This window comes from Shewanella sp. Choline-02u-19, assembly GCF_002836205.1.
In the GTDB taxonomy this organism is placed as follows: domain Bacteria; phylum Pseudomonadota; class Gammaproteobacteria; order Enterobacterales; family Shewanellaceae; genus Shewanella.
This window is the reverse complement of record NZ_PJBE01000012.1, coordinates 966,646-982,033: the sequence shown is the minus strand read 5'-3', so window position 1 is coordinate 982,033 and position 15,388 is coordinate 966,646. Positions and strand designations below refer to the sequence as shown.

Genomic DNA, 15,388 nt, shown 5'->3' with positions numbered 1-15,388 from the left:
ATTGATAACTCAGTCTAATTCTTATTGCTGACTATACTGAATGCACCGAAACAACAACTCGCTGACAAAGGTACTCAAATGACAAAAGCATATCCACGCACGTTTTCACATATTGGTATTTCCGTTCCCGATATCGAGGCCGCGGTAAAATTCTATACTGAAGTGCTTGGTTGGTATTTAATCATGGAGCCTACTGATGTCATTGAAGATGATAGCGCTATTGGTGTGATGTGAGGGTAGACGTATTTGGGGCGGGCTGGGGTTCTTTTAAGATAGCGCATATGTCAACGGGTGACAGAATTGGGGTTGAGTTATTTCAATTCAAAAACCAAGAAAATCCTGAAAACAATTTCGAGTATTGGAAAACAGGTGTGTTCCATTTTTGCGTCCAAGATCCTGACGTTGAAGGCCTAGCAGAGAAGATTGTGGCTGCGGGAGGTAAAAAGCGTATGAAGGCACCTAGATACTATTACCCTAGTGAAAAACCATACCGTATGCTCTACATGGAAGATCCGTTCGGCAATATTCTCGAGATCTACAGCCACAGTTACGAGCTAGGCTCAGCAAATAGTATTTGGTTGGTTTCCTAGCCCACCAATTCCGGTTTAGGCTTAATATTTTCTGCTTCAATAAAGACTTGATTACGGCCATTATCTTTCGCTTTATAGAGTGCCATATCTGCAACTGCCGCAAACTTAATCATATCGTCATGTTCTGTAGGAATGATACTTGCTACCCCTACACTTACCGTCACATAAGGCCCTGTAAAAGAGCTGGCATGCGGAATATTGAGAACTTCGACATTGCTACAGCAACGTTGTGCTGGAGAGAAGCAATCACGAGTATCGGGTAATAGCACCACAAACTCCTCTCCGCCGTAACGAGCAACGACATCACTTGGACGATGCAATGCTTCAGCAATAGCTTGGGCAACTTCGATTAAACACTGATCGCCAGCAAGATGGCCATAGGAATCGTTGTAGCTCTTAAAGTTATCAATATCGATCATCAATAACGCCAATCGCGTTTTATTCTTTATGGCTAATTGCCACTCTCTTTGAAATGCCTCATCAAAAAAACGCCGATTACCAATTCGAGTCAAACTGTCAGTCATTGATAATGCTTCGAGCTTCTTCTTAGCAAGATTAAGATCTCGTGTACGCTCCTTTACTTGTATATCAATCATATGTGTATGACGCATGATAAAAAACACATAAATGGCTAAAGCTAGCGTCGCCGATATCCCAAAAGCACCGACTAAGTAAGGGAAAGCGGTGCGTCGTTCTGCAATATAACCTTCACTTGGCATTGCATGAATTTGCCATTGACGTCCACTAAAACGCATTAGTGGCCGTTGATAAACAATTTCACTGTTATTTTGGTGCAAATCAATCGACTCATTGTCGCGTAAATTACTGTATAACGCCTGATGCTTATCATTAGTGATATCTTCGAGCGTGTAGTCAATCCCTTGTACCCAGGTTCGCTTAATGGCGCTATCGAACATATCTGCAATACGAAAAACACCGCCAATAAAGCCTAACAATCGTTGTTGGCGTTTGATCAGTGTATTGGGCTCACCTTGGTAGATAGGGAGAAATATAAAGACACCAGTTTGATCACCTTTCTGCACCAGTTTGACCCCAGCAGAGGCCATTGATGTGCCTATATCCCGAGACTTATTGAGTAGTGTCATAAACTCGCTTTCCGATCCAAAATCAAAGCCTAATGCAGTTTCATTACCCGCGAATGGCTCTAAATACAAAACAGGAAAATGCTGGGAGCGAGACGTGGCCGTCACCAAGTTTTGATCCATGGTTCTTTCGGTGAATTCAAAGTCTGGATAAAACGTATGTTGGCGAGTTTCCATTGCCAATCGGTCTAGCGCATCAACCCTTGGGATCCACTCTAACGCTTGAATATTGCGATGACGCATAAGGAAACTGGTAGCAACCTGCTTAAACTCTTCACGGCTTACGTTATCGGAGCTAATAAAAACCCCTTTTAGCGCATGCAGCACCTCAATATTAAGCATTATTTCTTGTTCTAAAACTCGCGCTTTATCGTCAATATCTTGAGTAAACTCCACTTCAATAGCGCGAGTTTCTTCAACATAAAGCCGTATGCCAATAGCGACGGAAATAACAATACTCACTAATGTAGTAAACAATAAAACGGACAAAGATAAGGTTTTCATAGCGCCCAATTTTCACTTTAAAAGGCCATGTTATTCATGGCTCTCAATATTATTTAACCTTTAAAAAATTAACCTATCCCCATGGCATATCGACGTATAGCCTCACTAAAGTGTCTTTATCCCAAGGTAAAATAGCCAGATAGTCGGGATCATTTTTATCTCGGTTATCAAAAGGATCAAGATTATATTCGGTATGTTCGACACTGAGTTTGATTAAGCTATCTTCAATCCAGCTATCAGAATGATAACTAAATACAGCCGAGTATTTATTCTCTAACCAGTCGCTGCCATCATTCCATGTTTGCGCGCCGGCATAAATATCAAATGACTCACCCAGCATAATTCGAGTGTCTGCCGCGACGGAGTAAGCGCCAGTTTTGTTCTGGAAGTCCTCTCGGTCATAGCCACGTTCTCTTGGCACATCATCATCTATTTCGAGCATATAATGACCACCAGCAAGCGTTAATCCTGCATAGATTTTGTCACTGTTATAGCGAGCAACAATACCAGGGAATAGCTTTGACTGTTTCTCAACTGAACTCACAGTATTACGCTTACCGTCGAGTGTGACCTGCCATTGCAGGTTCATGGTGGGAGAAAAACGATACAAGTTGCCCTCTACAGACCAAGCCGTTTCAAACCAAATGGGAATATGGTCTGGATCAAGCTTATCTTTATCGTCATCAATAAAGATATCTATATTGCCTTTCCAACTGATATTAGACTGAGTGATATGTTCTACAAAAAAGCCCGCATGCGCGCCTAATGTATGCGAATCAACTTGCTCGACAATAGTATTGTGACCGCCAAATGCGATACGCCAATCAGTACTCTCTGTAGACTCAGCAGTCGCAGGAATGCTCATTGCGGCGCTCATGACTGAACCTATAATTAAATATGATGGTATATTCAAATCCATTTCCCCCAACATGACGTTTAAGTTTTAAAGTTGAACCAATTGAAATTCAATCATAAAAACTAAATAATGACTAAAATTTAGCACAAATCATGCGCTTAATCTGTTTAATCTTAGCTCTGATGTCGCTGAAAAGCTTAAATTAATGGGAAAAAATGACGCGCCGACTCAAACCAATGTTAAACAGACCAAATTCAAGTAGTACACAAACGTCTATTAGTTCCATCAAAAGTAAAAAATAAACACTAATTAAATTCAGTTTGTGAAGCACTACAAACTTTAAAATGAAAAGTCACTTTTCTCATCGAAAGCACTATATAAGTCACACTCTAGTGCATGTCAGAAAGTAAAATTTAAGTCATAATTAAGCATATTGTTTTATTCTTAATAACTATAAATTAAAGTCGCGAAATCTTAATAGCTGTATTTTTCGTTACGATTACACCTTGTCTAAAAAGACAAAGGTCACTTTGAGGACATTAGCTTGATTAAACATATCGCTTTAGCATTAACACTTGTCGTTGCTCCAATGAGCAGCTTTGCGGCGCAATTCATTGAAGGTACGCACTTTACCCAAGTATCAGACAAAGCGCCTAGCAGTGAGCCTAAACTAACTGAGTTTTACTCTCTGTACTGCCACAACTGCTATAACATGGAAAAACAGTATTTAGGTGATATTAAAGCCAGCTTAGATAAATCTGTTAGCTTCGACAGCAAGCACGTCGATTTCATGAACAGTGATATTGGTACAGAAGTTATGCGTTCTTTAGCTGTGATTCAAGCCGTGGGTCAAAAAGATCAACTGACCAATGCAATGTTCGCAGCAATCCAAGGAAACGAAGGTGGTCACGACCATAGTGCTGAAGGCCACGAGCATGAGCAAAAGATCAATAACCGCGATGATATCAAGCAAGTCTTCGCACAGTTTGGTGTTGATGCCGCGCAGTACGACAAAGCCGCAGACAGCAAAGAAACCAATGCTAAACTCGCTTTATGGCGTGCACAGCAACAAGAATTTCAAATTCAAAGCGTTCCAGCATTCGTGGTTAACGACAAGTATGCCGTTAACATGAACTCGGTACGTACTTTAGGTGAACTTATCAACCTTATTAATTACCTAGCGGTAGAACATAAGTAAAATGCATAAGTTTATTTAGATGATAAAAGGTGCTTAATGGCACCTTTTTTATTGCAACTGTTCACGACATTCCCGCTGAACTGGCTTTTATAAAGCGTTATAGGTATTGCGCTAACAGTTGCTGCCAACGCACTAACATCTTTTCCCATGCCTGCTGCGTTGCTTGACGTTGCTCGCCATTGACACCGATTTGGTTGCCATTTTTGACGCGCGTAATCGCCTGCGTGATCCCCTCAACCGACAGCGATTCAATCACTTCATAGCCTTGTTGATGCTTACTCAGCTCTGCAATTTGATCGGCAAGCCCATCAATTTCAGGCAAAATAACATGCCGTCCTGCTGCAATTGATTCCATACACGTGAGCCCAAAAGGCTCCCAGCGCGAGGGGATAACAACCGCATCAGCTGTGCTTAAGAAAGCGGCCACGTCATCAACTTCCCCAACCAAGGTGACTTGAGGCATCGATTTAGCCAGTTGCTGTAACGACTCTCTATCCTCGCCATCTCCCGCTATCGCTAACGTCACCTCTTGCTCGCTAAAGTTCGCCATTGCTTGAATAAGCAGGTCAAAGCCTTTCTGTTTTGCTAATCGACCATAGGCTACAAGCCTCAATGGCGTATACGGCTTTACCCCCGTAAGTGCTATACAGTTAGCGAGCTCTTTTGCTTGTCCAACTCGCGCGACTTTTTTTTCGTTTAGCGCGCCAAACTCAATTAACCAATCAGCTTGCTGATCAGAAACAGTCAGCACCTTATCCATCAATCTGTAACCCAGCTTGAGCATCATCTTAAAACGATAAGGATGACGCACACAGTGGCGCATAAACTCACGACAATAATGATGTTCTTGATACAGCAAAGGAGTCGACCTATTCGCCAGTTTTAGTATCACGAGGGCGGGGATTTTTCGCCAACTTATGGCTCCGTGAATAACAATGATATTAGCGTCATAGCGGGTCAGTTGCAGTTGTGACAGTTCGATATGCCGCAGCTGAAAATCAAAGTGCTGATTTAGCCTTGAGGCAGCAAGACTCTCTAGCGCCAAATTGACGCCACCGAGTTTTACATCATCGATAAGGTGGATAACCTTTGGTCGCAATAGCTTACCTTTATTTGTTCACCAATAAAGGTAAGTTAATTTAAAGCCCTCAAAGATAAAAGCTTTGTTTCACAATAAAACGTAGAAATGCTAATTACGAATAAAATCGAGCAGATGTAAACAGGCAAAAACAATATGTACGCCGATAAAACCAATAAAGCCTTTAGCACAAATAATGTGGTAACTGCGCCACAAAAGCGCATCACTTGAGCCTTGTGTGACAAACCATAAAACCCCCGTCACACCCACGGCCAAAAATATCAGTAAGCCTAAACCTTCAACAATACTAAACAGGCCGCGCCCACCCGCTATAGGTAACTTACCTTTTGTTAGTCCTTTAAAATCACTGATTAACTGAGAAAAATCTGCAACTAACCAGGGGAAATATTGACGCCACTTACCCTTTAAGCAGGTAGTGATTAAGAATGAAAGTGCAATAAAGGCGGCAAATAATCCAAGGTAGACATGGCTAAAATCCCATAAGCTCGCATTCGCCCTTAAGCTGCGGCCGATTAACACCCAGCCACTGGTTAATAGCAGATAAGCAACCGTAAAAATGATAACAATATGCTGCTGAGCGATGCACTTATCTAACAACCGTTGTAATTTTGATTTCGCCATGACGACCTCTGTTGATCCATTAAGTGGCTAACTCACCTTTGTCTCAACCGATAATTGATGGATCTTGTCAGCATAAGCATCGACTTTTAACCAATCGGTGTACTCAATGTTGGTATCTGCTGCCGTTGGCCCCTTAGTCATCCACATAATAAAACGGATAATGCTTCTGTCCACAATACCATAGCTTGGGTAGTTCAGATTACCACCAAACACTTCGGTAAGAGTGGGTGACCACGGCGACTTTTCCATAAATGCCTGCATATATGGATTGGTTGCTGCTGTATTTTTAAGTGGTTTTCTTGCGACTAAATTTACCGAGAAAAAGCTACTAGGTATTTGTTCAAGTGCACTTTGATTGGCTTCAATAAAATCATAAACTGTTGGATTATGTTTGCCATGACGAATACTGGCACCAATAACGACTTTATCGAATTCAGCTAAATCAATATTGTCGCTAATGCTAACGGCGTTAACTTGATGACCTAAAGCGATTAGCTTTTGTTCAAGATAAGCACAAATTTTGCGAGTCTGGCCATGTACGCTTGAATAAACCATAAGAATGTTACTCATCAGGCGGCCCCCTTTAGATAGAAATTCAATTGATTAATCATAGGGGATAATTGAATATTTTTACTTGAATCAGATCACGAGCTACAAAGCGATAATCTGCTTTAACTTTATCTAGCTCACAAAATTAAAAGGGAAATACATTAAGCCTGTATTTCCCTTTGGTTAGTCTGAGGATGCTATTAGAGAGACATCAAAAAATCAACAACTTGAGCACGTTCAGCCGCATTAAGTGCCATAAAGTCATCTGTACTTTGCTGTGCTTCTCCTCCATGCCACAAAATAGCTTCTTCAAGCGTCGCTGCCCGGCCATCATGCAAGAAACCGGCTTGTGGGTTTACCGTTTTAGTCAACCCTATTCCCCACAATGGACGAGTACGCCACTCACTGCCATCAGCAAGAAAATCAGGACGGCCATCAGCAAGACCTTCGCCCATATCATGCAAAAGCATATCGGTGAAAGGGTAAATAGTCTGACTCTTGTGACCTGCAATCATTTCTGCACCACCGATATCACCCGATGCTTTAGTGACAAAGCTTGGCGTATGACAACCGCTGCAATTTAATCGCTCAAACAGACGCGCGCCTTCGCGTACATCCGCATCGGCAACTCTGCGCCTAGCGGGGACAGCCAGCGTCTCTGCATAAAACACCACTGAATCACTAAACTCTGCGTCTGCCTCTGGTTCACCGTCTATTCCAGCACCAGTATCGACAAATCCGCTACGGGTTAAGTAATGGTCATGCAATGAAGTCCCCTTGATACTTTCATCGGGAAACAGTGGATTAGTAATACCAATGTCACCCCGTAATGCACCCAAAGACTGCACTCTGACACTTGGCGTATTTGCCTTCCAACCAAAACGACCTAAAGAGACAGGATTACTGTCACCTGCTTGTGCTTTAACAGCATCAAATACATAGTTAGCACGCCCCGAGATACCATCATTATTGGCATCATCGCTATCGACTTTTGCCACAATATCGGCCTCTGGAATCGCTTCTAGCAAACCCAAACCAAATACAGGCATACCGTTACGCCATCCCATGAGTACGTCATCTTGCAGTAAGTTAGAGGTAACATTAGCACTTGATTTGGTTTCACCCGGCGCATCATATGGGTTTTCAACATCAAACAGTGGCTTTTTCAAGGTCACGCTACTGCCATCGCTGTAGGTAATGGCTTTTGTTTCATAAGACAGATACACATCAGCCTGGCCAATAAACTTATTTTGCTCCCAGTCAGGGCGCGCTTTAAGTACGCCACGATGGAATAGCTGATCACCAAAGTCAGGAACCGCGATAGGAGCACAATAGTTATTAGCGGCAGTACCTTCTAGGCAAGGTTCATCTGGTGCTTTACTTATACGTAAAAAAATCCCAGCTTCAGAGCCGAGTTTAATCCGAGTTTTACCTGCTGCTATTTGAGGTGTTGAGTTGCGACCATCTCGTTGATGACAAGAGTTACAGTCGGTATTATTAAACACAGGTCCAAGGCCATCTAGCTCTGGATGTGCATCATTGGGAGCCGTCGTAAATGCGGTTTCAAAGCCAAGGTCGCCCTCTAAGTGTAACTCAAGTTCAGCTGCCGTAAGATTAGGGGAAGGAGTAGAAAAACCATGACCTGATTCGGAGGCATCAAAGGTGGTGGTATCACCACCACTGGCAGTAATATCAGTATAAGAAGGATAAACTTTCTCTTCAGGCGTGGGCGTAGTCTCATCACCGCTACCGCCACATGCCGATAAACTGAGTACACTTGCAATCACGAGTGCGCTTACCTTTATGTTTAGCTTTATGTTCGTATTATTGATTTTATTATTTTTAATTATCATTTGCGTTACCACACACGTTTTATCTTAAATTAGTATTTTGATTCTGTTATTTAAGACACAACAAAAAACTAAGATAAATCACATGAAAAAGAAGGCACTGAGGAGTTACTCAATGCCTTTTCAACAGACTATATATTTACACTTTCCACGTTTTAAGCAGTGGCAGCACATCAGATTCTAGACTGGTTTGCAGCTTTGAAAGAGCATCAACAGCAGTTTGAATACGCTTGCGCCCTTCGACATCGGAGATCGCTTGACGGAAAGGCATTTTATTAGCACCTTCAATGGCTTGAATCGTCAAAATAGCGTTTGATATTTCAGTACCCACTCGTGCCGCCATGTCTTTATCAGCCGCAGCAACAAAATCCACAATACCTTGCTTATCTGCAGCACCAGCTAACTCACCTTGATAAACATTACGCACACCAATGATGTTATTACTAAAGTCTGTCAGTGAATTCCATGAGTATTGAGATTCAACTTTAGAGGTGTCAGCACTGCTTGTGTCAGCACCGAATGGGTCGGCAATTTTACCGTTTCCCACTTCATCAACAATGCCGATCATGCCTTTGATTAGCTCTTCAACAACACCCACATTTGAGCTGTAGAAAGTATTATCTTGAGTACCAGGAGTCTTAAGCAGTTCACCATAGGCTTTACCTGTACTAGCATCGTGACTTATTAGCCATGCATCATCCAATTTTTCAGTGTAATCACGGAATACAGCAGCAAGACCCATTAGGTAATCACGCTCATTAGCCGTTAAATCAGCGATCATTTTGGTGTTTGTGGTCACACCGTCACCGAATAATAGGTATTCCATCGTATGGAAACCTTGCACATCATCATTCCAACCTTTAATGGTTTCCGCATCAAAACCTGTTGTAGTAGACAATACCGATGTTAAATCAGTGGTATTTAGTGGCCAGCTGTCTAAATGTGGATCGATACCAAGTGAGTCAACAGGACCAAAAATATGAGATTCTCCCTGCTCCCAAGGTTGGCGAGCTGCTTTCCAAGCTTCTTGTACGGCAACTAGATTAGCTTGTGAAGGCGTTGCCACCAATGTTTGAGTTGATGCAAACAATGCAGCACCGCGAGCCGCCAGATCGGTATAACCAGCAACAATGACATCGTCAGTCAGGTTGGTTACCATCTCTGTTGCTGTAAATGAGAAAGTTTTATCAGCTTCTGGTGTTGGCGTGCTATCAGAGCCCGAACCGCCACATGCAGCAAGTGCAGAAATAAGTGCTATAGCAACCACTGAATGAGTAAAGTGTTTCATTAAAAACTCCATTTTTTTAACTTAATAAATTTAATTAATTGGGCTAATTGAATTAGCGAATAAATAGTTGATTATTTACAACGAAAATTGATAACCCACGCCAAGCGCAAAGAAATTGGTATCTGGAATAGAAGCAATAGCCACTTGCTGTACACCCGCTTCAGCCTTGATAACGATTTCAGGAATAGGGAAATAGTTAATACCCGCACTGATCCACGTGTTTTCATAACGCTTGGTGGCAATGCCTGTTTCAACTTCTTTCAATGGGTTTGAATAATCGATGTTGGCAAAGATCGTAATTGGGATCGGAGTGAAATGACCTAAATCGACACCCGCCTCAACGAAGAAAGCTTCAGACTCGCTACCGAGTTGCGCGAAGTTACCCGGTTTTAGACCTGGCGTGGTTTTGTTTGCTTGAGTAATAGCATCAGAATCGCTCAAGGTGCCGTTAAGGTATTGGCCACGTACAGTCCATGGGCCTTCGACAAATGCACCAGCGATTGAAAATATGCTGACAGTACCATCTGAACTCAACTTATTGGTTTTATGGCGATTACCACTGGTGTTGCCGTAGTAATATGAAGCACCCACCGCAGAACCTGTTTTGAAGTTGCCGTAATCAAGACGAGCAACATAAGCCAGATCATCAGCATTTACATGTTCAAAACGCTTTTGGTGGCCCGATGCAGCCCAATCATAGGTCCGAAAATACTCAGAGTTTAATCCACTAACCACTTGTGCTTGATAGTGGAAATTAGCAACTTCACCAAAAATACCGATACCATTTTCATTCCATACCGCTGGCAACATTGCCGCTTCACTTTTATGGCGTTGCACTGTCAGGTATTGGCTAGGTTTATGGAGGGTGCTGCTAAGGCCAACGGGTAGATGGATATTACCGAACTTAACCCCAAACGCAGCGCTTGGGCGATATCGGATCTCGGCTTTTTCAATCATCACTTCGCCGCCAGCTTCAACTTCAGCTTCAAACTCACCGAATTCATCAAAACCATCGTATTCGAGTGAAGAACCGGTTCCACCATGCTCATACTCAATCTCAACTTCCATATCCCAGTCATCATTAAACTGATAGCCAAACTCAGTCACAATGCGTTCTAGGTCAAAACGTCCACGACGTTCAGGCGTTGTATCTTGGACGTTATCGTAATATTCATCACTGGTGTAAATCAGGCTGCCGTATGACTTAAATGAAAACTTGCTGAACTTACTATTAACCGACTCCGCTTTAACGGTCGCTATCGCTTCTTGTTGTTCTAACCGTTGTTCCTGGTGCTGTTCAGTTTGGGCTTGCTGTTGTTGTGCGAGCTCCTTTAACTGGACTTTAAGTTCAGTCAGTTCTGCTTCTTGCTTAGCAATCGCTGCGGCGAGTACTTCAGGATCTGTTGCTGACATTGCATTAGCGCTAAAGACAGTTGCTATCGTTGCAGCCAATATATTCAGCTTTACATGCTTAGACATGTTTTTCATAAAACAGCTCTCAGTTGATTCTTTGCTGGAAAGCCAGCATCCCTTAAATTCGCCGTCAAAATACTATAAATGAGAACGATTTGCATTACTCTTTACAATACAATTTACAATGAGCTTACATTGGACACTAAAAATCAACAGTTGCAACGCTTAAAAACGAGGCGATACATTATTTAAAATCAATGGGGGAAAAACCTATAGCGGAGTGTATAAACCAGATACTGCAGTAACCCATAAATCAGCATCAAGCGCTTTACAGCCAACTGGCCTGGGTGTTAGTGCTTTAATTGCTTATGCCAAATAAGGAAGTGGTTATCAAAAGGTAAAAAGCTGGAAGTAGCGCCAACAGAGTACGCGGTTAACGTGTTAACTTACGAAATATATTCCATTCTAATCAACAGCTAACATAACGATGATAATGTTGATACCACGCGAGTTCAACCCGCTTTATGCTACTTTTTTTCTAGGAGAGTTTTTGAATAGCCCACTGCACCTTAGTATTAATTGAGTATATACTGCTCGTCCTTTCGCCGGATCACATGGACCGTTTAAATGAAAAACAACCCGCAGAAGCTACTGCTTTGGATGACGTTTATCATGTCATTAGTCTTTGCTGTATGGCAGGTATTACTCAACAACTTTGTTATTGAACGCGCTCAATTCACCGGTGCTGAAATTGGTATATTGCAAAGCTTGAGAGAGGTTCCTGGGTTTCTTGCGTTTACCGCGATCTTTGTCTTACTACTGATAAAAGAGCAAGCGTTTGCATTATTGTCACTGGCACTACTGTGTATCGGTGTGGCTGTCACGGGTTTCTTTCCGCAAGTGCTCGGGCTTTATATCACCACCGTATTAATGTCGATTGGTTTTCACTATTTTGAAACCATCAACCAATCACTGACGCTGCAATGGGTTGAAAAGAAAAATACCGCCGAATTTTTAGGCAAAGCACTGGCATGGCGCAGTGCCGCTGCATTGATAGGTTACGGCAGTATTTGGCTAGTCATGAGCTGGCTAAAACTCGACTACCAATGGATGTACGCCATCATTGGTACTTTAGGGCTCATCATGGTGATAACCATTCGTCTATACTTTCCTACCTTTAAACAAGGAGAGGTACAGCACAAGAAAATAATCTTGCGAAAACGCTACTGGTTATACTATATGCTGACTTTTTTCTCAGGCGCGAGAAGACAGATATTCATGGTATTCGCGGGCTTTATGATGGTTGAAAAATTTGGCTATAGCATTAGTCAAATTACCTCACTCTTTTTAATTAACTATGTGGTTAATCTCTTTTTTGCCCCCGCGATTGGCCGATTTATTGCTCGAATTGGTGAACGAAATGCACTGACTATTGAGTATTTAGGGCTTATTGCAGTCTTTACCAGTTATGCAGTCGTTGAGCATGCAGAAGCCGCTGCCGCACTGTACGTGATTGACCACCTTTTGTTTGCGATGGCGATTGCCGTAAAAACCTATTTCCAGAAAATTGCCGATCCCAAAGATATCGCCGCTACCATGTCGGTAAGTTTCACCATTAACCACATTGCAGCCGTTATCATCCCTGTACTGCTAGGGCTATTGTGGTTAACCTCACCTTCATTGGTATTCTATATCGGCGCGGGCTTTGCGGTGTGTTCACTCATACTGGCCATGAATGTGCCTCGCCACCCTAAACAAGGTGAAGAGGTCGCGCTATTTGGCAAAATGCCACCACTTGTCAAAGCCGACAAATAGCTAGACAATTAACGCCCTGATTGGCATAAATTTTATAACAAAGAGGAATTAGGTTGATGGTTGAAACAGTTAAAGATACTAGAAATCACCCGCTGAAATCATCAGTCAGTGATAACGTAAAGTCAGCTGATGTTTCGGCCAGAAAAAAAGCCTTATTGCTTGGGCGCATGCTTGGGCTTGCCAGCGAAGATGATTACCGCCCCAGCAGCGCCTCCATTGCAGAGCGTTCTGCCTATAGAGCACAAAAACTCTCTAGCCAATATCAGTCAAATTTAGAAACAATTTATAAGATTGCGATAAGCCAAACCCCGTCAGATGTCACAGGTGTGGATCTCGACCCCGATTGGGCACATCAGTTTTTTCAGCTGGCTGAACAAATTCATAATCGTAAAATGCAGGAGTTATGGGGTAGAATTCTAGCCAGTGAAATCACCATTCCAGGTAACTTTAGTTTACGTACATTAGCCACTTTGAAGCAGCTTACCCATAAAGAGGCGCAGGTATTAGAAAAAGCCCTTGGGATGTCAGTGTTGGTCAACAATGAGAGTAAGTTAAAACTGGTTATTGGCTTTAAACACGCCAGTGGTTTAGGTCACTTTTTTAAGAAATCGACTCAGACAAATATTGGTCTATCGCAGTTTGGCTTACCCTATTCCAATATCTTAACCTTGATTGAGGCTGGCATTTTACATCGCAGTGAATTGGAAACGGGATTATTGAGTAGTAAGAAGCCAATTAATTTCGCCCTAAGTAACATCAAGCTCAAACTGACCCCCAAAACCGGTCAACTCTTTTTCAATTATTACCGTTTTACCCCTGTGGGCGACGAGCTAGCACAGTTAATTCACTTTAATACTGACACCAATTATATTAAGGCATTAAAAGCGGTATTTGCGCAAGATTTCAGAATTGAGTAAACTTCAGCTAAGAAGAACAGCTTACCTTAAAGGAGACACTGCCTCCATTAAGGTAAGAAAGTAAAATCAATGCTGCACTGTTTTTACTTTACGCTTGATCATACTCGGCAACCCTGCAGATATAATCGCGAGTAATTTAAGACCTAGATGATAAATTTTGTATATGGTTCGACTACGTTGTCGCTATAACCATTTGATTAAAATCATCTTCACTAAAGCTGGCATTGGATTTTAAAACCTCAACTAACAACTCTTTGACCTTGCTACTATTTAACGCCTCAGTCAGTGCATCGTGGGTAAATTCAATTAGAGACAGCACTTCATCACCTTCTTTACCAATCACATCACCAATACTCAAAAGCAAATCACTGAGTTGTGATACGTTGGCATTACCCTCGTGGAAATCACAAAGGGCAATAAACTCTGATGAGTTAAAATCTTCATATTCTACAAACTCAATCTCATCTTTATCCCATAAGTTCCAATACATATCACCATTCCAATATTCCACTGATAGTGTCATAAAAGCGAAAGCATCTTGACTTAGGTAATGTTTCAATTGAATGCTGCGTTGATTAATAAGCGTTATGAGTACGCTCTCGAAACGACCGATTAGCTCTTGTTTTTCAACCACAAAATAATACTCACTAACTATTTGAGCTTATACTCTACAAGTTATGAGTAAGAGTAACAAGTCATTAGACTATCACCAATTTTCACTATCTAGCCCCCACGTCTTCTTCAAATACCGAGCTCTATTATAGAGTACAGCTAGATCTCAACAATAAGCGACACACGCTTAGTCGTAAACGAATAGACATTAGTGAATTCACGCTTTAGATATTGCAACAAGCCCCTAGCGGCTTGATGATTAAGTTCTTTACAGTAGGATGGCGGCAGAGCCGCCACTCGATTTCCTTAGCTGACTTTAAATAGTATTTTTTGGCTTTACTTTCCAATCTTTGGATTATCGTTGAGCAAAGCAAGGAGAGGCACTAACTTCAATCGAAGTCATCATTTGCGTTTCTCCATTAACAAAGTTCTTCTAATTGTATTGCAACGGGAGACCAGCTGGAAGTGGGCTCACTTTCGTGCCAGACACAAGGTCTGTATCTGCATCATTACAATGCAGCATTGGCTTTCTCCAGCCTCCTTTACCTGCACCACTATCGGCTATCTTCACAGATAACTTTCCCAATGGGAGCGATTCAGGCTTACCGTGTTCCGTATGAAGCGTAATGTCAGTTTAGATGCCCACTCTAGTGCGGAGAGCTATATGACCACGAAAGAGCATTGCCCAATCTCTTTCCAGCTCTCATTGCCTTTTGGCTACAGCGTATTAACCACTTCCGCTGCTTCTCATATAACGCACTACGTGGATTCACATATGTTCATCATACTGAGTCCCTAGCACTTACCTGACTTGTGGTTATCAGGAAGAACGTCCTCTCACGATTCTGTTCCCGTCCAATGGACTACGTTACATTGTCTGGCTCGCTACTTTATTCAGAGCCATAGGGTCATCCGGTGATACAGATGGTTCACTCTTATCGTGGTGAACAACGCTTCATACGACTTCACGTCG

12 protein-coding genes and 1 pseudogene are annotated in these 15,388 nt (G+C 42.2%); 4 read left to right on the top strand and 9 right to left on the bottom strand.

Annotated features, from left to right (window positions below):
* Nucleotides 1-78 precede the first annotated feature (78 nt).
* Nucleotides 79-590: pseudogene (locus CXF83_RS06335) on the top strand (lactoylglutathione lyase family protein).
* Here the strand turns inward: CXF83_RS06335 and CXF83_RS06330 are convergent.
* Together CXF83_RS06330 and CXF83_RS06325 are read right to left on the bottom strand one after the other, a co-directional pair.
* Nucleotides 587-2,197 carry a diguanylate cyclase domain-containing protein gene (locus CXF83_RS06330; protein WP_101091383.1) on the bottom strand — a complete coding sequence of 537 codons (1,611 nt, stop codon included), beginning with the start codon at nt 2,195-2,197 and terminating at the stop codon, nt 587-589. The pseudogene CXF83_RS06335 and the gene CXF83_RS06330 overlap by 4 nt on opposite strands.
* 73 nt (nt 2,198-2,270) lie before the next feature.
* Entirely contained in the window at nt 2,271-3,074 is an 804-nt protein-coding gene (locus CXF83_RS06325; protein WP_101091382.1) for a hypothetical protein, read from the bottom strand.
* 523 nt (nt 3,075-3,597) lie between these two features.
* On the opposite strand from CXF83_RS06325, the gene CXF83_RS06320 reads away from it, so the two are divergent.
* A complete protein-coding gene (locus CXF83_RS06320; protein ID WP_101091381.1) occupies nt 3,598-4,251 on the top strand; it encodes a thiol:disulfide interchange protein DsbA/DsbL in 654 nt (217 codons plus the stop codon).
* 97 nt (nt 4,252-4,348) lie between these two features.
* Here CXF83_RS06320 and CXF83_RS06315 read toward each other — a convergent pair whose 3' ends face one another.
* The 6 genes from CXF83_RS06315 to CXF83_RS06290 form a co-directional block, all read right to left on the bottom strand.
* Nucleotides 4,349-5,350, bottom strand: coding sequence for a glycosyltransferase (locus CXF83_RS06315; protein ID WP_101091380.1), 1,002 nt, complete (start codon nt 5,348-5,350; stop codon nt 4,349-4,351).
* A 90-nt stretch (nt 5,351-5,440) separates the two neighbouring features.
* Nucleotides 5,441-5,971 (bottom strand): cytochrome b/b6 domain-containing protein, encoded by a 531-nt coding sequence (locus CXF83_RS06310; protein ID WP_101091379.1) that lies wholly within the window; start codon nt 5,969-5,971, stop codon nt 5,441-5,443.
* 27 nt (nt 5,972-5,998) lie between these two features.
* Nucleotides 5,999-6,541: a menaquinone-dependent protoporphyrinogen IX dehydrogenase gene (gene hemG, locus CXF83_RS06305; RefSeq protein ID WP_101091378.1), complete on the bottom strand. Its 543-nt coding sequence runs from the start codon at nt 6,539-6,541 to the stop codon at nt 5,999-6,001.
* A 179-nt stretch (nt 6,542-6,720) separates the two neighbouring features.
* The gene (locus CXF83_RS06300) at nt 6,721-8,373 is read right to left on the bottom strand and encodes a di-heme oxidoredictase family protein (RefSeq protein WP_101091377.1); all 1,653 of its coding nucleotides are present in this window, start codon (nt 8,371-8,373) and stop codon (nt 6,721-6,723) included.
* Nucleotides 8,374-8,509: 136 nt separating this feature from the next.
* Nucleotides 8,510-9,658, bottom strand: a complete 1,149-nt coding sequence (locus CXF83_RS06295) for an imelysin family protein (protein ID WP_101091376.1) — start codon at nt 9,656-9,658, stop codon at nt 8,510-8,512.
* Nucleotides 9,659-9,733: 75 nt separating this feature from the next.
* The gene (locus CXF83_RS06290) at nt 9,734-11,146 is read right to left on the bottom strand and encodes a hypothetical protein (protein ID WP_443018873.1); all 1,413 of its coding nucleotides are present in this window, start codon (nt 11,144-11,146) and stop codon (nt 9,734-9,736) included.
* 552 nt (nt 11,147-11,698) lie between these two features.
* Between CXF83_RS06290 and CXF83_RS06285 the strand changes: the two genes are divergently transcribed.
* Nucleotides 11,699-12,886: an MFS transporter gene (locus CXF83_RS06285; protein ID WP_101091375.1), complete on the top strand. Its 1,188-nt coding sequence runs from the start codon at nt 11,699-11,701 to the stop codon at nt 12,884-12,886.
* 56 nt (nt 12,887-12,942) lie between these two features.
* A complete protein-coding gene (locus tag CXF83_RS06280) occupies nt 12,943-13,803 on the top strand; it encodes a TIGR03899 family protein (protein ID WP_101091374.1) in 861 nt (286 codons plus the stop codon).
* Nucleotides 13,804-13,975: 172 nt separating this feature from the next.
* Here the strand turns inward: CXF83_RS06280 and CXF83_RS06275 are convergent, their stop codons facing one another.
* Nucleotides 13,976-14,437, bottom strand: coding sequence for a hypothetical protein (locus CXF83_RS06275; RefSeq protein ID WP_101091373.1), 462 nt, complete (start codon nt 14,435-14,437; stop codon nt 13,976-13,978).
* Between the last annotated feature and the right edge of the window lie 951 nt (nt 14,438-15,388).

Excerpts from the sequence above, each read along its gene's own strand:
- CXF83_RS06330 (WP_101091383.1), bottom strand. The coding sequence starts at position 2,197 with ATGAAAACCTTATCTTTGTCCGTTTTATTGTTTACTACATTAGTGAGT.
- CXF83_RS06325 (WP_101091382.1), bottom strand. The coding sequence starts at position 3,074 with ATGAGCGCCGCAATGAGCATTCCTGCGACTGCTGAGTCTACAGAGAGT.
- CXF83_RS06310 (WP_101091379.1), bottom strand. The coding sequence starts at position 5,971 with ATGGCGAAATCAAAATTACAACGGTTGTTAGATAAGTGCATCGCTCAG.
- hemG (WP_101091378.1), bottom strand. The coding sequence starts at position 6,541 with ATGAGTAACATTCTTATGGTTTATTCAAGCGTACATGGCCAGACTCGC.
- CXF83_RS06300 (WP_101091377.1), bottom strand. The coding sequence starts at position 8,373 with ATGATAATTAAAAATAATAAAATCAATAATACGAACATAAAGCTAAAC.
- CXF83_RS06295 (WP_101091376.1), bottom strand. The coding sequence starts at position 9,658 with ATGAAACACTTTACTCATTCAGTGGTTGCTATAGCACTTATTTCTGCA.
- CXF83_RS06290 (WP_443018873.1), bottom strand. The coding sequence starts at position 11,146 with ATGAAAAACATGTCTAAGCATGTAAAGCTGAATATATTGGCTGCAACG.
- CXF83_RS06285 (WP_101091375.1), top strand. The coding sequence starts at position 11,699 with ATGAAAAACAACCCGCAGAAGCTACTGCTTTGGATGACGTTTATCATG.
- CXF83_RS06280 (WP_101091374.1), top strand. The coding sequence starts at position 12,943 with ATGGTTGAAACAGTTAAAGATACTAGAAATCACCCGCTGAAATCATCA.